Consider the following 22,933-nt stretch of genomic DNA (forward strand, 5'->3'; position numbering starts at 1 on the left):
GGCACATCGAAAAGAGGCGATCAATCAGTGGTTTATCCTTTCACACGGAAAGTGCTCCTTTCCCTCTGTTTGCTCATTTTTATAGCAGGATGTTCAAATACTGACCCTCTTTCTGACACGAATGATACGAATGATCCCAATAAAAAATCAAATAAATCTTATGGAGTTAGCTCTTCCAACCCTATCGCAGTAGAAGTAGGGATGGAGATTCTGGATAACGGCGGAACAGCGGCCGATGCGTCGATTGCCATTTCCTATGTATTGGGTGTAACAGAGCCCTTTGGTTCTGGAATCGGTGGTGGTGGCGGAATGCTAATTGTACCTGAATCTGAAGATGCTAATTTTATCGATTATCGAGAAAGCGCTCCGGAAAGTACAAAATTAAAACATAATACAGGTGTTCCCGGTTTTGTAGCCGGGATGCAGACTGTCCATGATAAATATGGAACCATTCCGATGGAAGATCTCCTTCAGCCAGCCATCGACCTGGCTGAAGACGGATTTGAAGTGGATAAAATGTTATCCTCCCGTTTAATGGCAGCCAAAGCAAGAGTTTCTTCAAAAGAAACTCTCTTGTTTTATCCTGATGACGATACAATAGAGGCAGGAGAAATCTTAAAACAAGAAGAACTTGCCGACACAATGAAACTGATTCAGCGTAAAGGGCCTGATGCCTTTTATAAAGGGGACATCGCAAGGGATATCAAAAGAAAAACAGACATCGACTTAAAGGATTTAAAGCATTATGAAGTGAAAGAACGAGCACCGGTTCAAGGTACATTTGCCGGGTATGATGTTTTGACTGCCCCTCCTCCATTTTCAGGGGTTACGGTCCTTGAAATGTTGAAGCTCGCAGAAGAAACGAACTTAAGCAATGTTTCGAATAAAGCTGATTACATGAAATTACTCGGAGCCATTACCAACGCTTCATATAAAGATCGAATTAGCTATACCGGGGACGGAATCAGTGCTAACAAAGCTGAACAATTACTCTCTCCCCTCCACCTGAAAAATCTGAAAGAAGAGATAAATGAAGGTGAGTGGTCAAACGAAGAGTTCGAGTCAGAAGAGCATGAGAGCACGACACACTTCGTCGTCATGGACAAATATGGAACGGTCGTTTCGACGACCAACACTCTCAGCAATTTCTTTGGTTCTGGTGACTATACGAATGGCTTTTTCTTAAATGATCAAATGAAGAATTTCCGCTCAGGCCTGAATGCCATTGATGAGCATAAACGTCCTAGAACCTTCACATCCCCAACCGTACTTAAGAAACAAGGGGAATCCACCATTGGAATCGGTTCTCCTGGTGGAGATCGGATACCCCAAGTTCTTATGCAAGTGCTGTTTGCCTATGTACATGGGGAAGATACGTTTCAAAACATCATTGACCGTTACCGATTCGTCTTTGATGGCAATACTGTGTATACAGAATACCGGTCTACGGATGAAATAACCGCTGCATTGGAAGAAGCAGGATACAAAGTCGTACAAAAAGTCTCCCCCGTTTTTTATGGTGGCGTACAGGTACTTTCTAGAAATGAAAAGAACGGTCGCTTATCGGGAGCAGCCGACCCACGTAGATTAGGCAGCTGGCAAGCACAGCAATAAAGACAAGCCTATACATCTTGAGAAAACATATCAATTTTTATGGATTTATAAGGGGACGAGAAAATGAAAATATTCAAAAAGATAGTAAGCTGGGCCATGCCCGTTATACTAATTGCAGCCCTACTGTTCACAATGAACACGTTCAAACGGACTGAAACATTGACTCCTGATGAACAAAAGAAAATCGAACAATATACAAATACCCAAGAGTAATGGAAAAACGGATCGAACCTGATTAAGGTTCAATCCGTTTTTTGTTTCTCGTCCTTTTCCTAGGTTACTAGGTTCTTCGGTTATAATACTAAGATAAGCTAAGTTTTTTACATAAATAGATAATATGCGAGGAGGAAATCATGGAGGAGAACGGATATGCAAATTTTGCAGAACTACACCAAAACGAACAAGAAAACTCCGATTATAGCATCATATCGTATCATCGAAAACCGGAGATAGCCATATTGGCTATCCATGGCGGTAACATTGAACCAGGCACTAGTGAAGTTGCCACGATCTTAGGAGAAAGGCTGAATGCAAGTACCTATCTATTCGAAGGTCTAAAACGCAGGGATAATGGTAAGTTACATATTACCTCCACTGCCTTTGATGAACCAATCGCCATACTTATGGCCAATACAGCAAACACAATCTTGTCCATCCATGGTTATCGTTCATCACACGAAGAGTTAGTTTATATCGGTGGCAAGAATCAACTTTATAAACAACTCATACAAATAGCCTTAAACGATGCTGGTTTTCAAACAGCTGATGCCCCACCTCATCTATTGGGGATGAATGAATTCAACATTACAAATCGTTGCAAAACCGGAGCCGGGGTGCAATTGGAATTATCAAGAAAGTTACGGAATCGTTTTTTTCTTAATGATGACCCTAGGAGTAAAAACAGGCATAATCAAACAGAAACTTTAAATCGATTTGTCGGCGCCTTAGAAGAAGCCACAATGGAGTATAGAAAAGCAATTCTAGATGTTCTCTAGTATTGCTGAACTCAACATACGCTCCATATAGCTCAGGAGCGCCTTTCTATCTATCAAGCTATATTTTTTATAGAGGTTACTTTCCGGCCCCTTAGGAGAGCTTCTACGGGCTTTTACGACTAATCCCCCACTCTCATTGTATCATCAGGGATTTTGCTGTTATGAAACTGGCCTCCCTCCCTTTCCTAGACGCAACTTCATAGAAAATGAATACCATGTTACCTCTTTTATTTCTAAAGTAAAAAACTACCTGGTCCATTACGATCAGGTAGTTTTTATATTTAAAAGTCTATGGTTCTAATTCATGATGAGTTGCACACGTCCGTAGCTCTCGAACTTTTGGGCGAAATATCCTGAAGAAAGGTCAGATATATGAACACCAGCTTTCTCGGTTGTATGAATAAAACGGCCATTTCCAAGATAGATACCTACGTGAGTTACACCTTCCCTTGAACCTGTATTCCTAAAGAATACCAGATCCCCTGCTTTTGGTTCGGAGATAGCCGGCATCCACTCAAAGTAGGTAGCGGCCGAACTACGTTTAACAGAAATTCCTTGCTCTTTCATGGCCCAATAAATCAATCCACTGCAATCCATTCCATTAACCGGGTCGGCCCCGCTGAAAACATACGTGAATCCGCGTAACGTATAAGCGTATCTAATTACATCAAAGGCTTTATCATATGCTGGATCTTGCCCTTCATAAAACGGAAATAAAAGATCGCTGTATATTTGAAGATATTGCCCCTCCATTACCTCAGAGGTCGGTAGAGCATTACGTTTTTTTATGGAATTCATGTGAATGCTGTAATTTTCAGAAATGCTATTTAGCGTTTCACCCGGTTGTACAATATGTTCCCCTTTAGGTGTATACGTTTTATAAACAACTTGATATTTCATAAAATACTTTTCCGTGCTGTTTCTTATTTGAACGGTTTCTGATCCATACCCAGAATTCACGAATCGGTCTTTTCCAAGATAGATTCCTGCTGTCACGACTTTTGACGTATCTTTTTCTAGGAAAAAGATGATATCCCCTGCTTTAGGAGCTGATGTGTCCATCCCAAGCTTATAATATCCATCTACGGTTAAGCGGTCAGAGGCAACGTTCTGTTGAGAAAGAGCCCAATAAACCAATCCACTCGAATCGAAGCCTTTAGAAGGTGATTCTTCCCCCGCCGTTTTTTTGAAACCAACGAATGTTTCTGCATAGTTGGCAATTTGTTTTCCTCTCTCCGCCCACTGGTATATGGATGGAGTGTACGTTTTTTGTATGACTTTAAGCTTTTGACCTACATATAACCGGCTATTCGGTAAACCATTCGTTTTCATTAATTGGTCTGACGTTATGCCATACATTGAAGCGATGGATTCTACCGTTTCTTGTGAGGAAACTGTATGAATGCGATCGGCTGCTTGAACTTTAATACCAGGTGAAAATGTTAATCCAACCATGACTAGTAAAAATAGCGCCGTACTGACTAATAAATTTCTTCTCACTTTAACCATTCCTTTATGACTGGAAATACATGCCCAAAGGCATTTCCAGATTAATGTAAATCATATATATAATGTTTATGCATAAGTCTTTTTCCTTACTTACAATCATAATATCGGTAATACATATGTAACCTTTAGCCTATATATGACAAAAAGGTCACAAAAAAATTCCCTTTTTTAACAAAAATGTCACATTTGAAATAGGATATTATACTCATATATCTTCTGAAGCAACCAAAAGAGTCCAAACACCTAGGTGTTTAGACATATTAGTTTTTGTTAGATAATAATGAAATAGGCCAACAAGAAAAAGACTGTGCAAAAAGGGGAGATTTCTAAAATGAATCCCTTTCTGTACAATCATCTATGGCAAATATACTGTTTTAACATGTGAAAGTTTTAAAAACACACGATTTCCTTTTGCCGTCACTACTTCCACAAAGTCATTGTCCACCTTTTTAAGTAACCCTATTCTCTCTGGACTCATTCCGCCATCAAAGACAACGAGTTTCCCTTCACTTTTTTTCAACTGATCTGCTAGTGTTCGATAGAATGGTGACGTTTTGGGGGACATGTGGAGTTGTTCATGGCTAAGTGTGTAAGGTGTCTCGTTCTGGGTATATGGGGTAAGCCATTTAAGGTGATGGAGAGAAATGTACATGAACTTATAAACAGGAGAATAAAAGGTAAAGTAATCGTTAAAAACATTCGTAATATAACCATGTAGCGAGTTATGCCCTGTTACATGGATTTCAGAAAATACCCCTTTGGCATTCATTAATGCTTTACGATAGGAAATCGTTATATTGTCTGCCGCTATATAGAATCCTAGAGGAGGCAATATGTCCGAATCTATATCTATACTCAAATGGAACCTATGCACATGAAGCATCGGAAAATAGAGAAATTGCTTTCCGTTAAATAACACAAGAATATCAGAACCAAAGTCTGTAAGAATCCCTGTAAACCATTTATCACCTGATAGTTGAAGATCAATCTGTTTACCTAGCAATGTACTCGTATCATTCATAATTAACTCCCCCAAGGGATAGATTAGTTAAAAACCAATTGTACCCAATAGTATAAGAAAAGTAGTGTAACCACTGTAGCCAGCGGGATGACCAGTAGGGTTACGTGTAAATACTCTTTCCATCTTATTTTGATTTTATTTTGTTTTAAGATGTGCATCCAGATTAGGGAAGCAAGAGTGCCAATAGGCAATAACAACGCACCCATATCACTCCCAACTATACTGGCTAGATAAATGGTTTTTAGCGTAATGGGATCTAGTCCAAGTTCTGTTAAAGTGATGGTACCAATCATTAAGGCAGGATGATTATTGAAGATATTTGATAGGACGGAAACTAAGCCACCCATTACAATACTCGCACTTAGTAGGCCTTTGTTTAAAATCGGTTCAAATATTTGAACAAGGAATGCAGTAAGTCCTACATTCTGAAGGCCGTAAATGATGATATACATAGAGAATGCAAATATAAGAATGTGCCAGGGAGTCTTTTTCAATATATCAATTGGACTTGTCCGAAGATGATACCACCTCCACACCAGTAAAGATAATGACCCCATAACGGCGACCCATTCTATAGGGATCGATAGGTAAGAAGCTACAAAAATGAAACATCGCACCATGAAGACATAGATTAATACCTTGAACATGAATTTTGTACGTTGGCGTTTTGTTTCAACGGTCATTTTTCCTTTTAGCGGATGGAAATTCTTAATGAAGAATTTTTCCTCAATATCATAAGGAAGGCTAGGCAATCTTTTAGGTAATTTTTTTCTTACTACCAAAAACATCAAACAGGACATGAATAGCAGCCCTAACGTTGCAGGTACGAACATCATGGCTGTGTGCATATAAAGCGTCATGCCAACAATCTTCAAGGCAATTAAATTTACGATGTTACTGACTCCAATAGGCGCACTAGAGGCAGTTGCAATGAGGGCTCCACTCAAAAGATATGGGATGGCTTCATGTTTTTTCAGTCGAAAGTTTTTTAAAAGTAAGATTAAAATGGGAGTCGTAATCATGATACTTCCATCATTATTAAATAATAAGGTCATCAAAAAGCATAATAGTTGAATATACCAATATAGACGATATCCGGATCCTTTAGCCAGGGTGGCAAGTCTGGCGGCCGCCCAATGAAAGAAACCGAAGCTTTCCAAAATGACAGCCATGACAATCGTTGCCATGATGGTGATGGATGCGCCACCGATTTTACCGATAATATCTATTAAATCTTCTGTTGATACTATGCCAGTAAGTAAGATGATTCCCGCGCCAAATGAAGCTGGCCATGCTTCATTTAGCCCTCGTGGCCTCCATAATATGACTATCATCGTCATGACGAACACAAAAATAGTCAATCCAATTTCGAATTGCATATTGTTCTCCCCTTTTTGGGCCTTGAGCCATTGGACCCTACTTGTCCGATACTTATATATATATTCACCAATAGGTATAAGGAGCGGGACACTTCCCTACACATACGGAATTGTGCCATTGTCCTTCTAGTAATCATGTCCATTGTCGAAAAAAGTCTAGTTTAAGATTCTTAGTTAGATACCTACTAAATTGAATTTTCTACTGTTCAGAAAAAGAAAGACTGGTATAATTTTTAGAAATAACTGTAAACAAGAAAGGATGAGAAAAATGGAGTTCACCATTCGCAACATGGAAGTAGACGACATACCACAAGTACAGCACGTCGCAAGGACAAGTTGGCATAGTACATATGAAGGCATTATCCCCATTGATATTCAAGAGAGTTTCCTACAGTACGCCTATAGTGACGACATGATGAAAAAAAGGGTAGAAAAATCTTTCATTTACGTGTCCGAAGTGGCGGAACAGATTGTGGGCTTTGCTAATTTTTCACCTGTTAAGGAAAGTGGCGAAGCGGAACTGGCGGCTATTTACTTTTATCCGGAATATCAAGGGAAAGGAATGGGTACAGCCTTATTACAGGCCGGTATCAAACATTCAATAGGAATGAAAGAACTTTTTATAAATGTGGAAAAGGAAAATGAAGTGGGTACAGCTTTTTACAGAGCTAAGGGTTTCGAAGTTGTTTCCGAGTTTGACGATGACTTTGATGGGCATATCCTAAAAACAGTAAGGATGGTCCTGAATGTATCCGTATGGAATTCCCTTACAAACAGTCTGTAAGCTGGAAAATCTTATGGAATCTTTGTCCATTCAAGAGGTAATGTTATTACTTTCGCTTTCTAACATGATAGAGTGAATGTATGACTGCTATTACTTATAAAGCAGTGTCTAAAGTATAGGAGTGAACGACTTGATAACCATCACAAAAAAGGCCCAGGAAGTCATTAGGGATATGCAGCAGAATATGGAAGAGGAAACATTTTTACGGTACGGGGTAACCAGTTCCTGTTGCAATCAGATGAACTATTCTTTGAACCTGGCGCTTTACAAAACCGAACTAGAAAAAGTATATGTCGTAGATGGCATACAGATTTTAATGAATCCTTCTGATGCCCGTTATACGGATCATACGGAAATTGATTTTCAAGACAATGGTTTTGTCATCAATAATCCAAACCCATTAGTGTCACCCTTACAGTAATAAAAGGAAGGAAACCACAAAGATGGTTTCCTTCCTTATTATTCAATAATTTAAAGTTCCCTCATCGTATCTTCTAACTTCACTTTTAACTACCCACATCCATCCATTATATTTGCAGGTTTTCCGATAACTGCGTATATTAGCCATTATAGAGACAGGAGATTCATCCCAAGACGAATTGGCTAGGAGGATTGATCGCTCATACTTCCAACGGCTACGGGATAATTTCACGCTTTCTTCGAATAATAGCATCATACCAAATAAAAAAAGGAGACCTTACCCATGACTCAAAAAATAGCAGTAATAACAGGAGCAGCTGGAGGAATCGGCCTCTCTGTCAGTCTTAAATTAGCCACAAAAGACTACACAATAGTCCTTGTGGATTTTGATGAAAAAGCGGGACAGGCAGCCCTAGATAAGGTGAAGCAATCCGGCGGTGAAGGAATTTTCGTAAAAGCAAATGTTACCGTGGAAAGCGACATGCAGAATGTAATTGATACAACCATCAAACAATTTGGCCGTATCGATGTTTTCCATAATAATGCAGGAATCCTCGAGAAGCCTGCACCGCTTGCTGAACAAACACTCGAAACGTTCGACCGTGTGATAGGCATTAATGTACGCGGTGTCTTCCTAGGCATGAAACTAGTCATCCCGATTATGCTCGAGCAAAAATCCGGTTGCATCATCAATTCGGCATCAAATGCGGGTCTCTATAGTGAATACGGCAATAGCCTTTATTCAGCAAGTAAGCATGCAGTCATCGGCTTGACGAAAACAGCAGCGAACGAATACGGACGCTACGGCATCAGAATTAACGCAATCGCACCCGGCGCTGTTTCCACCAATATGACGGCCAATCATGCTAAGGAAATGGATATAGATTACAGTAACTACGATCGTTTTGCTTCGCTCGGTCCACTCGGTCGCCCAGCAGAATCGGATGAAATCGCCAACGTTGTATCCTTCCTTGCATCTGATGAAGCCTCTTATATGAATGGCTCCATCGTTCAAATTAACGGGGGTCTACGCGTATAACAGATTATGCCGGTCCACTCAACTGTGGCCGGCATTTTCATTGAAGTTTCTGACCTGCAAAGAGCAGTGAACTCTCCTAATTCATTCTCTTCTGGTCTTTTCTTCTTATTATAAAGATAGAAAATACATCCTGCCGTCCCACTGTTACCTCCTCCATTTCTCTCTATCAATAAAAAATGAAACCTTCCCTATTATCAGCCGTATATACATAAAAAGGAAAATACTGGGGGTTTATTCTTTGAAAAAGAATATTTTATATAATCGTGGAAAGTTATTAGTTCCAAGTCTGGTTGCAGGGATTGGCTTCTGGAAGTTTATGAAGGGTAGGAATGAGGCAACACCTGAATATATCGTTCAGTTCATAAAAAACAATATCTCTAGCAATGACGTATCTTTATTCATCAATCATAATGATGAGACATTAGTTGAGGTGAATCCCAACGTAAAGCTTCCGTTAGCGAGCACCGTAAAAATCATTATCGCAATTGAATATGCTCAGCAAGCTGCAGAAGGCATCATTGATCCGAAGCAAGAAGTGAAATTAGCGGACCTCGCAAAACTTTACATACCGAAAACAGATGGTGGCGCACATGAAGCCTGGCTTTCTCAGTTAGGAAAAGACAGTGATATCGTACCCTTACGTGAAGTCGTGGATGGAATGATCGCTTATAGCTCGAACGCAAATACAGATTACTTGATGAACCTGCTCGGGCTTGATCACATCAATTCCGTTCCAAAAAGTTTGGGAATTACCAATCATGATCCATTGTATCCCATCTACAGTTCTCTGTTCATACCTAGCACGTTGATGAAAGAAAAGAATTTGACGAAAAAAGAAACGTTACAGGCCATGATTAATATGGACGTTGCAGAGTACCGGGGTTGGGCTCTCGCCATTAACGAGAAGTGGAAAAATAAAGCACCTACCGAACAAGAAAAGAAAGAAGCTATGAAAATCATGAGTCTTGATTTTCAAAGAGTCTGGTCCGACCGTTTGTCCAGGTCTACCACAAAAAACTATGTGTCTATCATGAAGATCCTGAATAACAAAATAGATCTTGATCAAAATGTTCACAAACACCTCGATCCAGTCATGGAGCAATTAATGAAAAATCCAAACAATCGCAAATGGCTTTTGCATGCTGGTCAAAAGGGAGGTTCTACTGCTTTTGTCCTGACTAAGGCCATGTATGCAACAGACAAAGATGGCAACAGGACAGAGCTTGCCATTTTCACGGATAATCTATCTCCATCGAATCAAGAAAAGCTCGCTCGAAGTTTAAATGATTTCCAACTTCAAGTTTTAACCAATCCTAAATTCCGACAATTCATTAAAGAGGAAGTGGCTCTTTCATCAAACCAGAGCAGTAAATGATTCATGCACTCCTCTAATAAAAAAAGAGCAATTGCCCTTCATAAATGATAAAATCAGACTATTCAGAACTACAAACGGAGGTTTCTACTATGTTCGTACAAAAAGCCACATTAAATGAGCTTCATTCACTGAGCGAGTTATTTGACTTATACAGGGTGTTTTATGAACAACCCTCCAATCTTGAAGGGGCAAATGAATTTTTAAGAGAAAGGCTGAGGAACGAGGAATCGGTCGTTTTTATTGCCTTAGATGAAGAGAATTCGTTGGGGTTTGTCCAATTATATCCCTCTTTTTCATCAATAGGCATGCAACGGACATGGATCTTAAACGATTTATTCGTGAAGGAAAGCGCACGCAAAAAAGGTTTGGGTGAGAAGTTGTTACAGGCAGCGATCACTTTCGCTGAGGAAACGGGTGCAAAAGGGGTATCGCTTGAGACGGGGAAGGAAAATGCCAAAGCACAAAGGCTTTACGAAAGGTTTGGCTTTGTAAAAGAATCGAATTACTTTTATCACTATTCCATCTAATATTTCCATAGAATATAAGGGGCCATTCTCGGCCCCTTAAGTATGTCACTATCTTTCATATGGTCGAAATAAGGATTTTTTATTTCTTCACGGACTCTTTGACCGGATAGCCATAAATGGACTTAAGATGAATCCTTTTCTATTGATTTAGGTACAGGCTTTAAAATTTATCCGAATTAGCTTAATAATCCAGAAGGCGCCCATTATCATGCCATTGACCGTACATTTTATTATCTCTTGTGTTTGATAACTTGTGTTTGATAAAAATTTGTCTAATCTACGCTTAAATAATTCCGGCTGATTTTTATTGCTTTGTATCGTGTCGATTCGGACTCTTTTATAAAGAGGTGAAAATGCTTTGAAATTCTCATATACTTGTTCTTCCTCTTTTAGTTTTTGCTCTATCATCTTATCTTTTGTAAATGAATCGTAATCCATATCTGGAAGTACCTTTCTTCCTTCATCTCTCATTAACCCCAACTTTTCGAGACGACGGACACGTTCTTTATTCAATTCAGTCCATGAACTTCCTTTGCTTCTAGGAGATAGTCTCTGCGCAAGTTCAGTTTCAGATATTTTCTTTTTGACTCCATCTATCCATCCAAAGCACAGCGATTCTTCAACCGCGTCCAAATATAGCAACGTATCTGACTTTGGCGTCATACTAACCACTACCCAACAAAATTTTTCAGTCATGCCATTTTCCTGTAGCCAAATCCGCAAATCTTCTCTCGAATTTACGGTAATTAGATTTTCAATTTCCATAGATAAAAATATCTTCTCCTTTCTAGTATGAAGAGTAAAAAGGTCGACTTCTCTGTTCTCAGAAATGTCGACCTTTTTTTAATTAAATGGATTTCACAGGTTCCTGATACCAAAAAAACGAATAGTCATTCATGGTGGAGGCGTGGCCCAACTGGCGCAACATGGTCGAAATATTACCCCGGTGGTAGGTGCCGTGGTTGACCACATGGAACGCAATTTCAGATAATCGTGTACTACGCGTTCCGACGTACGGATTCTCAAGCACAATGGTTTGTTCCAAGTCGTCTTGGCTTCGGAACCATGCTTTGTATTGCTCCGCTAACTCACTGAAGACCACCATGAATTCTTCGGCAGAGTATCTCAAGGTTTCTTGCTGAAGTGGAAGGCACGCTTCGATCGCCTTTGACATACTGGTACCGCTCATAATCTGAAGCCAACACTTCTCAATTGCATAGACATGAGCGAACGCTTCGCCGATGGTGGAAAATGATGTGTTCACTTCTTGTTGCATTACCGAGGATGGGAGTTCCTTGATTCTTTCCAAGAGTGTTTGAGTAGCCCACGCATTATAGTTGGACATTTGTACTGGATGATTCATTTAGATCGTCTCCTTTTCACTTTTCATGGGTTTGTTTTTGAATCTGTTGTAAGTATATAAAAAGAAGTATGACAACAGTCTGTCATACTTCTTCATAAATTTTCAGTGCATTTTGAAGTTGTTCTTTTAAGATTCCTCGCAGTTCAAGAGGCTCAAGTACTTCAACCCCACTGCCCAAACTCAAGAGAAATGACCAAAGCCATCGCGCTTCCAACGGCTGATATACAGGAATACGCATGATCATACTTCCATCGTCATGTAATTGCTTTTCCGCCTGGTGAAAATGATCCATCGCCTCCGCTAACGCCTTCGGACCTATCCTAAACACTACATCCCTCACCTGACCTTGCCATCCGCTTTTTACTGTTCTAGTCTCTTTTGGCAACTCGTCATGCGGCTGAAAGGTTCCCTCTGTCAGGAAGAAATTCATCATCCGGGATAGTCGGAACTCTCGATAATCCCTCCGTCTTCGGCAAAATCCATAAATGTACCAATTTCCATATTTAAAATGTAGCTGCACCGGTTCCATCTCACGGGTTGTATATTCATTATTTGCATTGATGTAATCAAAACGGACGACTTTACACTCCGTAATGCCCGTGCGCAAATGACGAAGCACATCGGGATCCGTACGGAGTGTTTTAAAATCCATCGCTAGACTCGGAGTCTGATTCTCAGTTCCAACCGTTTGCAGTCGTTCAATCGTCCCCTGAACACGCTCGTCTTCAAACACAGTGGAGAGACTTCTGAGTACGGTGATCAGGGAATCGACATCATACGAACCGAGCAAGCTTTTATCCATTTTGTATCCGTCGATCATTCCAAATCCACCTTTATTTCCTTGAAATGATAGGACGGGAAAACCCGCAGCACAAATTACATCAATATCCCTATAGATGGTTCTAGTGGAAACATGAAACTCCTCGGCTAGCATCGAAGCGGACAGAACTTCATTGTTCAACAGTTTGTAAATCATCGAAATCAATCGTTCCAATTTCATAAGTATCCCTCCGTTTCACTTCCCTGGTTATCTTTGTCTTTGCTATTATCATGATAGTGTATAATGAAATATATTCCATTATATGAAGGAGGTCAATCGTGTTATCCAGTAATCATATATATATAAGACCACTTATACTATCAGATGCTGAAAATTTACTACAATTGCTTGTGGAAAATAAGCAGTTCTTTGAACCATTTTCGATAGACCAGCCAGCTACCTACTATACTTTAGAAAAACAAAAGGAAATCATAACCTCGGGACAAAAATCAAAAGGAAATAGTAGTTACGAGTTTGGTATCTTCCTGAATACCAATCATGAGTTAATAGGTACGATCAGCCTGTTTCATGTTATTCGCGGACCCCTTCAAAGTGCCACTATGGGTTATTACTTAGACCAAAAAAACAATGGGAAAGGTTACACTACAGAAGCAGCTAAACTGTTGGTGGAATATGCATTTGAAACGATTGGATTACATAGGATTGAGGCTGGCGTCATGCCACATAACATAGGTTCCATACGGGTTTTGGAAAAAGCCGGTTTTCAAAAAGAAGGAATCGCCAAACAAAGTGTTAAGATACATGGTCGCTGGGAAGATCACCAGGTATTGGCCATAATCAATCCAAACGATTAACTTAAGAGTATGGCAATCTCGAATAAGAAATTGGGAGATTAATAGAAAAAAGAAAAAAAGTGCAACAGGTAATTTCCTCCCGTTGCACTTTTTCACTTAAGAACTATTATTTTGCTGTTTCAAGGCTAGCTTGAATTTCTTTAATTAGAAGTTCTGCGCCTTCTTGGCTAAGAATTAACTTACCACCAGCAAGTTTCATATTATCATCAGATGTTTCACCTGTTACTTGGCAAGTCATGTTTGGTTTATATTTTTGAAGAATGATGCGCTCTTGTTCTACATAGATTTCCAAAGCATCTTTCTCTTTTATTCCTAATGTACGGCGTAATTCAATTGGAATTACCACCCGGCCTAATTCGTCAACTTTACGTACAATACCTGTAGATTTCATTTGTCATTACCTCACTATTTATTATGCATTATTATTTTCGTCAAAATTCGACATTCTTTTCTCTTTTTAAAGATACCACCCCTTCCCAATTTCGTCAATTACCGTATCTTAATATATTATCTACCTTCTGTTAGAAGATTCGAAAAATACGAAATAAATATTGATATAATAGTACTTTTACAGGTTTTATGGGGGTATTTTTTATCATTTCTTAAATATTAGTATAATTTCATTGAAATTATCTTCAAATATACCAACATTTACACATTGTCGTATTTTGTCGAATATAAGCAATTCTTTATTTTTAATAAAGCATTGTTGATCTTATTTGGTAACTAGTAAACAATTTAACAAAGAATTACGTTTCAGTACTTCGATTGCAACCGAGGTATAAAGGTTTAATGAACCCTTTGCTATGCAGCCGAAATTATATGGTTGATGGAAAAAAACAGATAGAGGTGAGTCGTCTGCGACCGATTTTACTAGGGGTTTGTTCCGCTCTCTTTTTTGCGTTTACTTTCGTTCTCAATCAATCAATGGAATTGGCTGGGGGAAGCTGGATTTGGAGTGCTTCACTGCGATATATCTTTATGGTTCCTTTTCTTCTATGTATCGTCCTTTGCAGGAAAAACCTTCGTCCCCTCATACACGTGATGAAAGAACAACCCGGCACCTGGCTACTTTGGAGTTTTGTGGGGTTTGGATTATTCTATGCGCCATTATGCTATGCTTCCGCTTACTCACCTGGTTGGTTGATTGCCGGGACTTGGCAAATCACGATCATATCCGGTGCCTTACTCGCTCCGCTTTTTTTTGAAAGCGTTGAAAGGAAGGATGGACTTCTCAGCCAAAGAGGAAAGATTTCCTTGAAAGGTCTTAGCATGTCCTTGGTTATTCTGCTTGGAATCGTTTTGATGCAAGTGGAGCACACGAAGCACATTACGTTTAGCAACCTCTTATTAGGTGTCGTTCCCGTCCTTATCGCTTCCTTTGCTTACCCACTTGGAAATCGTAAGATGATGGATGTTTCTCGAGGGCGTTTGGATGCTTACCAACGGGTGTTGGGCATGACCTTGGCAAGTCTTCCGTTTTGGCTCTTACTTTCTTTATACGGCTTTTTAACAGTTGGACCGCCAACGAACATGCAGAGTTTCCAATCACTTTTGGTAGCCCTTGTTTCAGGCGTCATCGCTACGGTCCTATTTTTCAAGGCCACCGATATGGTACGTGGGGATATGCAGAAATTAGCAGCCGTTGAAGCGACACAATCAATGGAAGTCCTATTTGCGCTAGCAGGGGAATTGTTACTTTTATCACTTCCGATTCCCTCTCCCTTATCCTGGTTAGGAATCTTCATTGTGATTATTGGGATGATTTTGCATAGTTACGTGTCACACCGTAAAGAAAGGAAATCCGGTACAACCACTGCAAGCGCCTAAAATTCGATACTTTAAAGAAGGAAGCTACCGATAGCTTCCTTCTATCTTATTCATATTTTTAAATTTCACGAAAAAGTTCTTTGAAGTGAAGGTTAATGGCCGTGTCCCTTTCCGCTTTTTAAGGACTTCCGCTCCATATCGTAAATATACCCGAGCTTCCGATGGTTGATCATGTCTTTAGGAGTTGTGTCCCACGGGAACATGGGGTCATGTAAATTATGGCTGAATGGCCCTCCTCTTCTAGGCATATACCTTTCATTCCGGTTAAGGATTTTCCACATCACCCATATCCGGTCAATATTCGCATGATGTAAAAAGAAGACGGGATCGTTCGGCGAGGTCGGTACAGAACCCATATGTCCTCCAACCCACCCATGCACACGATTATGCAATTGTGGTCCATCTATAAATCCTTCAAGTTGATTGCGGAAACTTGGATTGCTTGTTGTATCCCATGGAGGAGAATCATATGGAGTGACCTTCAGCACTTCGCTCACATCTTCTTTCGTAGGCAAGGTGGCCACCGGTTCACTTGCCGCAAAGTTACGTTTTAAGCCCCCTGCAGGATTCCCCTGTTCGTCGATCACTTCCCACTGTCCAACCGCGAAAGGTCCCTCGGTGACGAGGAAATCCCTTCTCCTATTCCCGTTACCTCCCATGAAATCATTGTCCCATATCGGGGACGTTGAGGGATCTTCCAGTTCCGAATCTGCAGCCCAATCCCAATAAGGAATGGTGACACTTGGGTCAATCTTCTTTAGATCTCGTTCAAAGCGCCAAAGGAAATCGCGATGCCATGGCAGAAACGCCGGTCCCATATGCGCTGCACTTCTGTGATCTCTGTGGCTTCCATGTAAGTTTTCTGCGACATTCTTCGCACTGGGATTACCATGTTGATGTGCAGGTTCTTCAGCAGACCTATCGCCTCCAGGAGGTGTTTGAAAGCCACCACCTGCAGCGTGCCACGCCACATACCGATCGTACACTCCTTTTTCCTTTAAAGCTAAGACAGCATGGATATACTTTCGTTTTTCCTTATCCGTAAGGTGAAGAACATTCTTCCTAACATTATACTCAAGTGTCATGGTTATACCTCATTTCTAGATGGTCATCTATCCTGAACCCTTTGATATTTTAAGACATAGATGCTAGAAACGTTACGTGTCAAAAGCGGAGATTTGGAAAAATGGGCATTGGAGCCCTCATTTGCTTTTATATCGTATTTTACGATATAATCGCTTTAAACGATTCAATAAGGTGGTGTTATCATGATTTCAGATATCAATTCCTACTTCACCAACATCTATTACCATCTACATCCACTGCATCAAGAAGCGGTTTCCCATCAAAGTGTCCGGATTTTGCAAACGATTCAAAAAAGGCGGTATGTCATGATCCGCGATATCGCTGAGCAATTATCCATTTCTCAAAATACGGCTTCTGAGCATGTGAAAAAATTAGTCCAGCATGGGTGGGTGATTAAAGAAAGATCTGAAGCTGACCAGCGTAAAGTGTATTTACATCTAACGGATGGCGGTTTAGCGGTCTTAAAACAGAACACGGAATTGGATGAAGAAAAACTACAAAATGCCCTTAGCAAATTATCAGTTTCCGAAAGGGAACAGATAAAAGCAGCATTCCGTTTATTAAGCGAGGTATCTACTTGAATGTATTTGTTCATAAAAATAATCAGTTCAGCCGCCATTATAGGAATCGTAACCGAACTGGCTAGAAGATTTCCTTTATATGGGGGAATCGTGGCTGCACTACCTTTAATCAGTATTCTAAGTATCATTTGGTTAACGGTTCAAGGAGAACCCACTCGAAACATCAACACATTCACACTTGGCGTTCTGGCAGGGTTTCCGGCAACAGCCATCATGCTCCTTGTGATCTATATTTCATTAAAGCACTCGCTTCATTTAGTACTAGCCATTCCACTTGGTATCGTGGCTTGGGCGATATTTTTAACCGTACAAAAATATATCATGGATGGGTTTGTTTCCTGATTCCGTTTTGGTATGATAAGTATGTTAAATAACTAAATGAAGGTGATTTACTTTGTCTGAAGATACTCCTAAAGAAAAAAAGGTATATGACACCACAATCATTTATGATTATGCAGAGTATCCTGACATAGTCAGTGGTCGTTGTGACAATTGCGGCAATGCTCAGTTCAAAAGTTCCGTTAAGGATTATGTATATATTCGTACATGCAGAGAATGCGGCATGAAGAAATCGATTTGACCCTATTTTACGATAGGGTTTTTGTTTGTTCACTTTTTCTTTTTCTTGAACGTAACGCATAAGGATTTCCCTTCACCGATTACCTTCATATCTAATTGATTAAATTCCACCTTTTTTTCTTTACTTAAAAATCCTCCCTGAAAACTTCTTGTTATAGAAATCCGAATGAGATGGTGGATAGAACTGTCCGGACTGGCCGCTAGCAAAAACGTTGCCAGGTAACAGAGATAAGGAACATAAGACAAGTAGAATCTTTATAGTCATGTGACCTCCAGAATCGTTTTCTTTTTTATATCGGCGTTTCTATCCATATTTTTACCATATTAACCCATAAAATAACTCTTCCTAATCGATGGTATTTTCAGACCTACACTTCCCATCATTTGAATGAAAAAACGGCCATCAAGAGAGTTCATCCTTTGACGGCCGTTTGGTTATTTTAATTCTTTTAGGAGTAGGTCAAGGCCCTATCTTCCCTCTCTATATCATCAGTATTTCCTTGATGTCTTCTTCAGTAAGTGTAGAAGAAGACTGATTTTTTGAATCAATGATTTCTTCAATCAGGTTTCTTTTTTTCTCCTGCAATTCATTCATTTTTTCTTCGATCGTGCCCTGTGCCACTAGCTTGATGACCTGGACCACACTCTTCTGGCCCATGCGGTGCGCCCGGTCCGCCGCTTGCTCCTCGACGGCTGGGTTCCACCAAAGGTCATATAAAATTACGGTATCCGCACCCGTTAGATTGAGTCCTGTACCCCCTGCTTTCAATGAAATGAGAAAGACATCACGTTCCCCTGCATTGAAACGATTGCATATCTCGACACGGTCTTTTGATGGCGTCTGTCCATCCAGATAGAAAAATGGCTGTCCTTGAAGCGCTAAATCCCTGCCAATGATCTGAAGCATTTTCGTGAATTGTGAGAAGATCAGTACCCTTCTCCCAGAAAGCTTTGATTCCTCTAGAATTTGCATCAGCTGTTCATATTTTGCCGAGCTCCCTTTATAGCCGTCCACAAACAGAGCAGGGTGACAACAAATCTGCCGGAGCCGGGTCAAACCGGCAAGAATCCTGATCCGATTTTTCTTGAGGGTATCTTTGTCCAAGTGTTTCAACGTGTCCTCACGTAGTTTGGCCAAGTAAGCCGCATACAGTTTTTTCTGATCAGGAAGCAGTTCCACCGACTCCATCGTCTCGATTTTTTCCGGGAGCTCAGCAAGCACTTCTTCTTTCAAGCGGCGGAGTAAGAATGGTCGGATCCTGCGAGCAATCTGTTTTCGTGAGAGATTGCTATATTCCTTAAGTCCCATGAAGAGTTTAGGAAAGACGACGTGAAAAATCGACCATAGTTCCTCCAAAGAGTTTTCCACAGGAGTGCCAGTGAGGGCGAAGCGATGGTCCCCCTTGAGTTTCTTAACAGAACGGGCCGTTTGCGTAATAGGATTCTTGAATGCCTGGGCTTCATCGAAAAAGATCGTGTGAAATTCTTGTTTTTCGTACCAGAGAATATCCTTGCGCAATAGCGGATATGAAGTGATCACCGCATCTACTTCCCCTATATCCTTCTGTAGCTTGGATCGCTCCGTTTTATTCCCGTCGATGACAACGGCTTGTATTTCCGGGGCAAATTTCATGAATTCACTGAGCCAGTTATACGTCAACGAAGAGGGACAGACGATAAGGACGGGAAGCTTCCTTTGACGGATGTTAGATAATTCGGAAAGGATGAATGCAATGCTTTGCAGCGTTTTACCAAGGCCCATATCATCGGCCAGAATTCCTCCAAACCCGTACCCCGCAAGACTCTTCATCCACTTATAGCCGTTTCTTTGGTAATCCCGCAGTATCGGCTGCAAACGCTCCGGCAACTCGAACTCGAGATTATCCGGGTTGCGGATGTTCTCCAAGAACTGACGGAACGACTCCTCCATTGAGAATGTACCATCATCTGCAGAGTCAAGCAGTTGAAACCCCTGGACAAGCGGTACATTCAGACCGCTTTCCAAATCTTCATGTTGAACGGGAAGGGCGTTCAAGAATCGATTGATTTCTTCAAATTCCCTTGTTTCCAAGGACATCAGTGACCCGTTTCGCAGGCGATAATACTTCCGCTTTTCTTCTAGTGCCTCGAGTATCTCGCGTATCTGCTTTTCAGGAATTCCATCCATTTCAAACTTGAATTCCAGCCAATTGGTCCGCTCCTTCTTGATCTTCACCCTTACCATTGGAGGGGGATTCCCCCTTGAGATCCGATTTCTAACGGCAGTGGTCGCATAAAGCTGGAGAAGCTTTTGAAGCCTGGGAACTCCATGATACAAAAAATTGTATTCCAGTTCTTCATTATGTAAGAAATAGCCTCCTTCATTCTTGGCGAACTGGCTATCTTCCATTAATGTGAGAATCACATTTTCCTTTTGCATATCCCTAATAAGCAAAGGCACCGCCTTGCTTTCCCGACTTTCCAAGGGATTCAGCACAATATTGCCATAGTGGAATTCGAGTCCTGCCAGCAATTTATTATTGACACGATCCAAGTATAACTTGGCTATCAAGGGTGTCTTCACAAACTGCTCGGTAATTGTTTCTGAAATATGGACAACACCTATTCTCTTCAAGCCTGGGACCACTTTTTCAAGGAATAAATCCAGTTGATCCTGAGCAATCCGGATTCGGTTCGTACCGGAAGTCTCCAGCATCGATGCTAACTCGATAAGGCGCCGGCAGTCTTCTTTTTTCAATGGGACCAATTTCCCATCGACTAATACCGAGTCATAGGCATTCAGCACAAGAACTGAATCCAGACCCTTGATTTTCAGCTGATAACCCTTACTTTCTGTTTTGGTAAAATCAAACTGGAGCGGCAAAAGTCCTTCCGATATGTGCAATCCGTCCGTGATTGTCCCCTCATGCCAAAGTTTCACTAAAGGAGCTTGGACCAGGAGCGGAACAAGCTTATTCCAAGAAGAGGGCGGCAAAAGCAATAAGGAATGAACCTTGGTATAATCCGATTGACCGGAAGCATCCAAATAGACCTTTTCGTCAGAAATGACCGTGATCAGCTGCTGAATGACTTCATCATTTTCTTTTTGAAAACATTGAAGGCCCGGATCATACTGAAAAGAAAGGGACACATTGGCGCGTTTTCCCGCTCTCACCTGCTTTAGGAAGTCGCGGATATTCGGCACATCAATGGAACCAATCTTCATCTCGATTCCGAACATATATTGTCCTTTAGAGACCATCACCGGTTTACATATAAACTCCGTAACAAGCACTTCCCTGTTCTCAAAGTGAAGCTGATGGCCGCTTGATCTTGTGGGTTGATGATTGAAAAGGTTCAGCAATCCCTCCGTCAGCAACGGGTTCGACTCCGGTTTAGAAATAGGAACGGTCCCTTGGCGTTGATGATGATAGACCGCTAGTAAAACGGCCGCAATATGCTGGCAATCCTTTGAAAAGGATGCGAGTGTAGGACAGCTGCACTCCGTACGGAAGCCCCCGGTCTTATCCACTTCAATCGTGACATGAAAATCTTCCACTCCAACAACCGTCGCTTTGCAGCCACTAGGACCATATGTATCAAATAGCACTTTTTTAGCACGATAAAAAGCGTCCCCTCTTTTGAAGGAGACCGTACCGCACATATCTTTTATGAGGTTTTGATTCAACTTGATATTCATTGCCTTTCTCCTTCCTGGGGACATGCGCCTTTAAAATCAAGATCTTAAAACTCGTCTATCAATCGTACCATAATATAAGAGAATATAAAAAAGGCAAATTCCCTTCAAAACAAAGAGAATTTGCATGGATTAGTATTGTTTTCATTTTTAATTTTCATTACTTCCTTTCCTTCTTTTTTGGATAAATGATAGGAGCGGTCCCGCAAAAAAGAAAAACAGAAGGGTACAAAAAAGAAAAAATTCTACCTTATCCTCCACCTTAAATGGATTAAAGATATGGGTGATGGACCTATCCAAATTCAATCCAGAAAAGATATTACTCACTATACTATAACCGGTTAGGATGACAAAGATGGAAATGGAAACACCTATGATTTTCATGAAATCACACTCCAAAGGCTAGCTAGTCTTATTTTTTTTTTCGTTTTTTAAAATAAGCAATGATTAATAGGATGATTGGAAAAATGACTTGAAAGGGAAAATGCACGTACATGGGTAGCCATTCTATCACTTCCTCATTGTGTTCCGCATAACTGCTTGCAATTACCATGGATAACAGTAAAACCACTATCCCCATAGGATAGACCAAGCGAGAGGATTCTTGAATGTTGAAAAGAGTGGCGGCACCCGTGACTGCTGCATAGAGGAACACACCCAGCTTAAAGAACCCGCCAATCATAAGCACAAGTAAAAAATAAATATCAAGTCGTTCAATAAATCCCGCTAACTCAATGGACTGCACGAGAGTAAGCAGCGGATATTGGGAGCGCTCTGTATAATCAACCCCGAGTACCGTTATATTCAAGAGCACGGTAAGTGTTAGGAATAAGCCACTTAGTATTAAAGATAGTAAGCTAGTCTTGACTAACTTACCAGGCTTACTTATATACGGAAAAATCATTAAAAAAACAACTATTTCTCCAAAAGGAAAGAATATCGTTTTTGTAAAGGCGGTTTTCATCACTTCTGTTGCACCGCTTTCAAGTACCGGCTTTAAATTGTATAGATGGATAAACCCAGAAATGACCACTAATATGATAAATCCGATGGCAAGTAAAAATGCAATAACAAATAGAAGTTCTCCCGTTCTCGCCATCACTTCAATTCCTTTATGAACCATATACACCACAATTAAAATCATGACAGCATTCGCACAAAATATTGGGATATTTGTATAGGCGAAAGTCAGCAACGTCTCTCCAAAATCCCGCAATACAATGGATGCAAGGTTCACAAAATAGAGGATATACAAGAAGGCTACAATCTTTCCGAAGAACTTTCCTAATATGTCTTCAATAAATTCAGTCAACTGTTTATCCGGATAATATTTGTATAAAGCATAATAGATTAAATACAAGACACATCCGCCAGCCATTGCAAGGAGTGTAACAATCCACGCGTCCTGTTTAGCATCTTTTCCGAGAGGGAAAAGCTGTGCCGTGCCAATTTCAAACAACACCATGAGGACGAATAGCTGGTAAGCGCTGATTTTCGCCTTTTCCAAGAAGGTTTCACTT

Annotated in this window: 22 protein-coding genes and 1 pseudogene; 13 read left to right on the forward strand and 10 right to left on the reverse strand. The window is 40.6% G+C overall.

Translation table 11 applies throughout. From position 1 onward, the window contains the following. Positions 1 to 27: 27 nt before the first annotated feature. The 3 genes from ACQKL5_RS07360 (at position 28) to ACQKL5_RS07370 (ending at position 2,609) form a co-directional block, all read left to right on the forward strand. The gene (locus tag ACQKL5_RS07360; protein ID WP_427607603.1) at positions 28 to 1,614 is read left to right on the forward strand and encodes a gamma-glutamyltransferase family protein; all 1,587 of its coding nucleotides are present in this window, start codon (positions 28 to 30) and stop codon (positions 1,612 to 1,614) included. Between the two features lie 63 nt (positions 1,615 to 1,677). Further along, positions 1,678 to 1,827 carry a CapE family protein gene (locus ACQKL5_RS07365; RefSeq protein WP_427607605.1) on the forward strand — a complete coding sequence of 50 codons (150 nt, stop codon included), beginning with the start codon at positions 1,678 to 1,680 and terminating at the stop codon, positions 1,825 to 1,827. Between the two features lie 140 nt (positions 1,828 to 1,967). Further along, positions 1,968 to 2,609: a poly-gamma-glutamate hydrolase family protein gene (locus tag ACQKL5_RS07370; RefSeq protein ID WP_427607607.1), complete on the forward strand. Its 642-nt coding sequence runs from the start codon at positions 1,968 to 1,970 to the stop codon at positions 2,607 to 2,609. A 297-nt stretch (positions 2,610 to 2,906) separates the two neighbouring features. Here the strand turns inward: ACQKL5_RS07370 and ACQKL5_RS07375 are convergent, their stop codons facing one another. From ACQKL5_RS07375 to ACQKL5_RS07385, 3 genes are all read right to left on the reverse strand, one after another. After that, positions 2,907 to 4,109, reverse strand: coding sequence for an NlpC/P60 family protein (locus tag ACQKL5_RS07375; RefSeq protein WP_427607608.1), 1,203 nt, complete (start codon positions 4,107 to 4,109; stop codon positions 2,907 to 2,909). 364 nt (positions 4,110 to 4,473) lie between these two features. Further along, on the reverse strand, positions 4,474 to 5,139 hold the full coding sequence (locus ACQKL5_RS07380; RefSeq protein ID WP_427607610.1) for a DUF2642 domain-containing protein: 666 nt from the start codon (positions 5,137 to 5,139) through the stop codon (positions 4,474 to 4,476). Between the two features lie 23 nt (positions 5,140 to 5,162). Continuing rightward, entirely contained in the window at positions 5,163 to 6,518 is a 1,356-nt protein-coding gene (locus tag ACQKL5_RS07385; RefSeq protein WP_427607612.1) for an arsenic transporter, read from the reverse strand. Positions 6,519 to 6,786: 268 nt separating this feature from the next. On the opposite strand from ACQKL5_RS07385, the gene ACQKL5_RS07390 reads away from it, so the two are divergent. From ACQKL5_RS07390 to ACQKL5_RS07410, 5 genes are all read left to right on the forward strand, one after another. Beyond that, on the forward strand, positions 6,787 to 7,302 hold the full coding sequence (locus ACQKL5_RS07390) for an N-acetyltransferase family protein (RefSeq protein WP_427607614.1): 516 nt from the start codon (positions 6,787 to 6,789) through the stop codon (positions 7,300 to 7,302). A gap of 130 nt (positions 7,303 to 7,432) precedes the next feature. Beyond that, on the forward strand, positions 7,433 to 7,723 hold the full coding sequence (locus tag ACQKL5_RS07395) for a HesB/IscA family protein (protein WP_427607615.1): 291 nt from the start codon (positions 7,433 to 7,435) through the stop codon (positions 7,721 to 7,723). Between the two features lie 282 nt (positions 7,724 to 8,005). Then, positions 8,006 to 8,761, forward strand: a complete 756-nt coding sequence (locus ACQKL5_RS07400; RefSeq protein ID WP_427607617.1) for an SDR family NAD(P)-dependent oxidoreductase — start codon at positions 8,006 to 8,008, stop codon at positions 8,759 to 8,761. A gap of 238 nt (positions 8,762 to 8,999) precedes the next feature. Beyond that, entirely contained in the window at positions 9,000 to 10,136 is a 1,137-nt protein-coding gene (locus ACQKL5_RS07405; protein ID WP_427607618.1) for a serine hydrolase, read from the forward strand. A gap of 89 nt (positions 10,137 to 10,225) precedes the next feature. Beyond that, positions 10,226 to 10,663 carry a GNAT family N-acetyltransferase gene (locus ACQKL5_RS07410; RefSeq protein WP_427607620.1) on the forward strand — a complete coding sequence of 146 codons (438 nt, stop codon included), beginning with the start codon at positions 10,226 to 10,228 and terminating at the stop codon, positions 10,661 to 10,663. Between the two features lie 181 nt (positions 10,664 to 10,844). Here ACQKL5_RS07410 and ACQKL5_RS07415 read toward each other — a convergent pair. From ACQKL5_RS07415 to ACQKL5_RS07425, 3 genes and pseudogenes are all read right to left on the reverse strand, one after another. After that, positions 10,845 to 11,428, reverse strand: a pseudogene (locus tag ACQKL5_RS07415) (YdeI/OmpD-associated family protein). An 82-nt stretch (positions 11,429 to 11,510) separates the two neighbouring features. Further along, a complete protein-coding gene (locus tag ACQKL5_RS07420) occupies positions 11,511 to 12,026 on the reverse strand; it encodes a DinB family protein (RefSeq protein ID WP_427607622.1) in 516 nt (171 codons plus the stop codon). An 82-nt stretch (positions 12,027 to 12,108) separates the two neighbouring features. Further along, positions 12,109 to 13,026, reverse strand: coding sequence for a helix-turn-helix transcriptional regulator (locus ACQKL5_RS07425; RefSeq protein ID WP_427607623.1), 918 nt, complete (start codon positions 13,024 to 13,026; stop codon positions 12,109 to 12,111). Between the two features lie 98 nt (positions 13,027 to 13,124). Here ACQKL5_RS07425 and ACQKL5_RS07430 point away from each other — a divergent pair, with 98 nt between their 5' ends. Next, positions 13,125 to 13,661 (forward strand): GNAT family N-acetyltransferase, encoded by a 537-nt coding sequence (locus ACQKL5_RS07430; protein ID WP_427607625.1) that lies wholly within the window; start codon positions 13,125 to 13,127, stop codon positions 13,659 to 13,661. Between the two features lie 106 nt (positions 13,662 to 13,767). Here the strand turns inward: ACQKL5_RS07430 and ACQKL5_RS07435 are convergent, their stop codons facing one another. Beyond that, positions 13,768 to 14,052, reverse strand: a complete 285-nt coding sequence (locus tag ACQKL5_RS07435; RefSeq protein ID WP_402873851.1) for an AbrB/MazE/SpoVT family DNA-binding domain-containing protein — start codon at positions 14,050 to 14,052, stop codon at positions 13,768 to 13,770. Between the two features lie 431 nt (positions 14,053 to 14,483). Between ACQKL5_RS07435 and ACQKL5_RS07440 the strand changes: the two genes are divergently transcribed. Continuing rightward, entirely contained in the window at positions 14,484 to 15,491 is a 1,008-nt protein-coding gene (locus tag ACQKL5_RS07440) for a DMT family transporter (RefSeq protein ID WP_427607627.1), read from the forward strand. A 92-nt stretch (positions 15,492 to 15,583) separates the two neighbouring features. Here the strand turns inward: ACQKL5_RS07440 and ACQKL5_RS07445 are convergent, their stop codons facing one another. Continuing rightward, a complete protein-coding gene (locus ACQKL5_RS07445; RefSeq protein ID WP_427607628.1) occupies positions 15,584 to 16,576 on the reverse strand; it encodes a tyrosinase family protein in 993 nt (330 codons plus the stop codon). Between the two features lie 183 nt (positions 16,577 to 16,759). On the opposite strand from ACQKL5_RS07445, the gene ACQKL5_RS07450 reads away from it, so the two are divergent. The 3 genes from ACQKL5_RS07450 to ACQKL5_RS07460 are packed head-to-tail and all read left to right on the forward strand — an operon-like array spanning position 16,760 to position 17,738. Next, positions 16,760 to 17,158, forward strand: a complete 399-nt coding sequence (locus tag ACQKL5_RS07450; protein ID WP_427607630.1) for a MarR family winged helix-turn-helix transcriptional regulator — start codon at positions 16,760 to 16,762, stop codon at positions 17,156 to 17,158. Beyond that, a complete protein-coding gene (locus tag ACQKL5_RS07455) occupies positions 17,159 to 17,500 on the forward strand; it encodes a DUF3147 family protein (RefSeq protein WP_427607632.1) in 342 nt (113 codons plus the stop codon). It abuts the gene before it with no gap. A 52-nt stretch (positions 17,501 to 17,552) separates the two neighbouring features. Next, a complete protein-coding gene (locus tag ACQKL5_RS07460; RefSeq protein ID WP_427607633.1) occupies positions 17,553 to 17,738 on the forward strand; it encodes a hypothetical protein in 186 nt (61 codons plus the stop codon). 480 nt (positions 17,739 to 18,218) lie between these two features. On the opposite strand, the gene ACQKL5_RS07465 is transcribed toward ACQKL5_RS07460, so the two are convergent. After that, positions 18,219 to 21,416, reverse strand: coding sequence for an SNF2 helicase associated domain-containing protein (locus ACQKL5_RS07465; RefSeq protein ID WP_427607634.1), 3,198 nt, complete (start codon positions 21,414 to 21,416; stop codon positions 18,219 to 18,221). A gap of 409 nt (positions 21,417 to 21,825) precedes the next feature. Next, the gene (locus ACQKL5_RS07470) at positions 21,826 to 22,920 is read right to left on the reverse strand and encodes a GerAB/ArcD/ProY family transporter (protein ID WP_427607635.1); all 1,095 of its coding nucleotides are present in this window, start codon (positions 22,918 to 22,920) and stop codon (positions 21,826 to 21,828) included. Positions 22,921 to 22,933 lie beyond the last annotated feature (13 nt).

Origin of the sequence: Peribacillus sp. NPDC097675 (genome assembly GCF_050277655.1) — a bacterium.
GTDB lineage: Bacteria > Bacillota > Bacilli > Bacillales > DSM-1321 > Peribacillus.

Coding starts and splice junctions, on each gene's coding strand:
- ACQKL5_RS07420 (WP_427607622.1), bottom strand. CDS start 12,026: ATGAATCATCCAGTACAAATGTCCAACTATAATGCGTGGGCTACTCAA.
- ACQKL5_RS07445 (WP_427607628.1), bottom strand. CDS start 16,576: ATGACACTTGAGTATAATGTTAGGAAGAATGTTCTTCACCTTACGGAT.
- ACQKL5_RS07365 (WP_427607605.1), top strand. CDS start 1,678: ATGAAAATATTCAAAAAGATAGTAAGCTGGGCCATGCCCGTTATACTA.
- ACQKL5_RS07380 (WP_427607610.1), bottom strand. CDS start 5,139: ATGAATGATACGAGTACATTGCTAGGTAAACAGATTGATCTTCAACTA.
- ACQKL5_RS07370 (WP_427607607.1), top strand. CDS start 1,968: ATGGAGGAGAACGGATATGCAAATTTTGCAGAACTACACCAAAACGAA.
- ACQKL5_RS07450 (WP_427607630.1), top strand. CDS start 16,760: ATGATTTCAGATATCAATTCCTACTTCACCAACATCTATTACCATCTA.
- ACQKL5_RS07390 (WP_427607614.1), top strand. CDS start 6,787: ATGGAGTTCACCATTCGCAACATGGAAGTAGACGACATACCACAAGTA.
- ACQKL5_RS07385 (WP_427607612.1), bottom strand. CDS start 6,518: ATGCAATTCGAAATTGGATTGACTATTTTTGTGTTCGTCATGACGATG.
- ACQKL5_RS07440 (WP_427607627.1), top strand. CDS start 14,484: ATGGTTGATGGAAAAAAACAGATAGAGGTGAGTCGTCTGCGACCGATT.
- ACQKL5_RS07435 (WP_402873851.1), bottom strand. CDS start 14,052: ATGAAATCTACAGGTATTGTACGTAAAGTTGACGAATTAGGCCGGGTG.
- ACQKL5_RS07400 (WP_427607617.1), top strand. CDS start 8,006: ATGACTCAAAAAATAGCAGTAATAACAGGAGCAGCTGGAGGAATCGGC.
- ACQKL5_RS07410 (WP_427607620.1), top strand. CDS start 10,226: ATGTTCGTACAAAAAGCCACATTAAATGAGCTTCATTCACTGAGCGAG.
- ACQKL5_RS07425 (WP_427607623.1), bottom strand. CDS start 13,026: ATGAAATTGGAACGATTGATTTCGATGATTTACAAACTGTTGAACAAT.
- ACQKL5_RS07465 (WP_427607634.1), bottom strand. CDS start 21,416: ATGAATATCAAGTTGAATCAAAACCTCATAAAAGATATGTGCGGTACG.
- ACQKL5_RS07455 (WP_427607632.1), top strand. CDS start 17,159: ATGTATTTGTTCATAAAAATAATCAGTTCAGCCGCCATTATAGGAATC.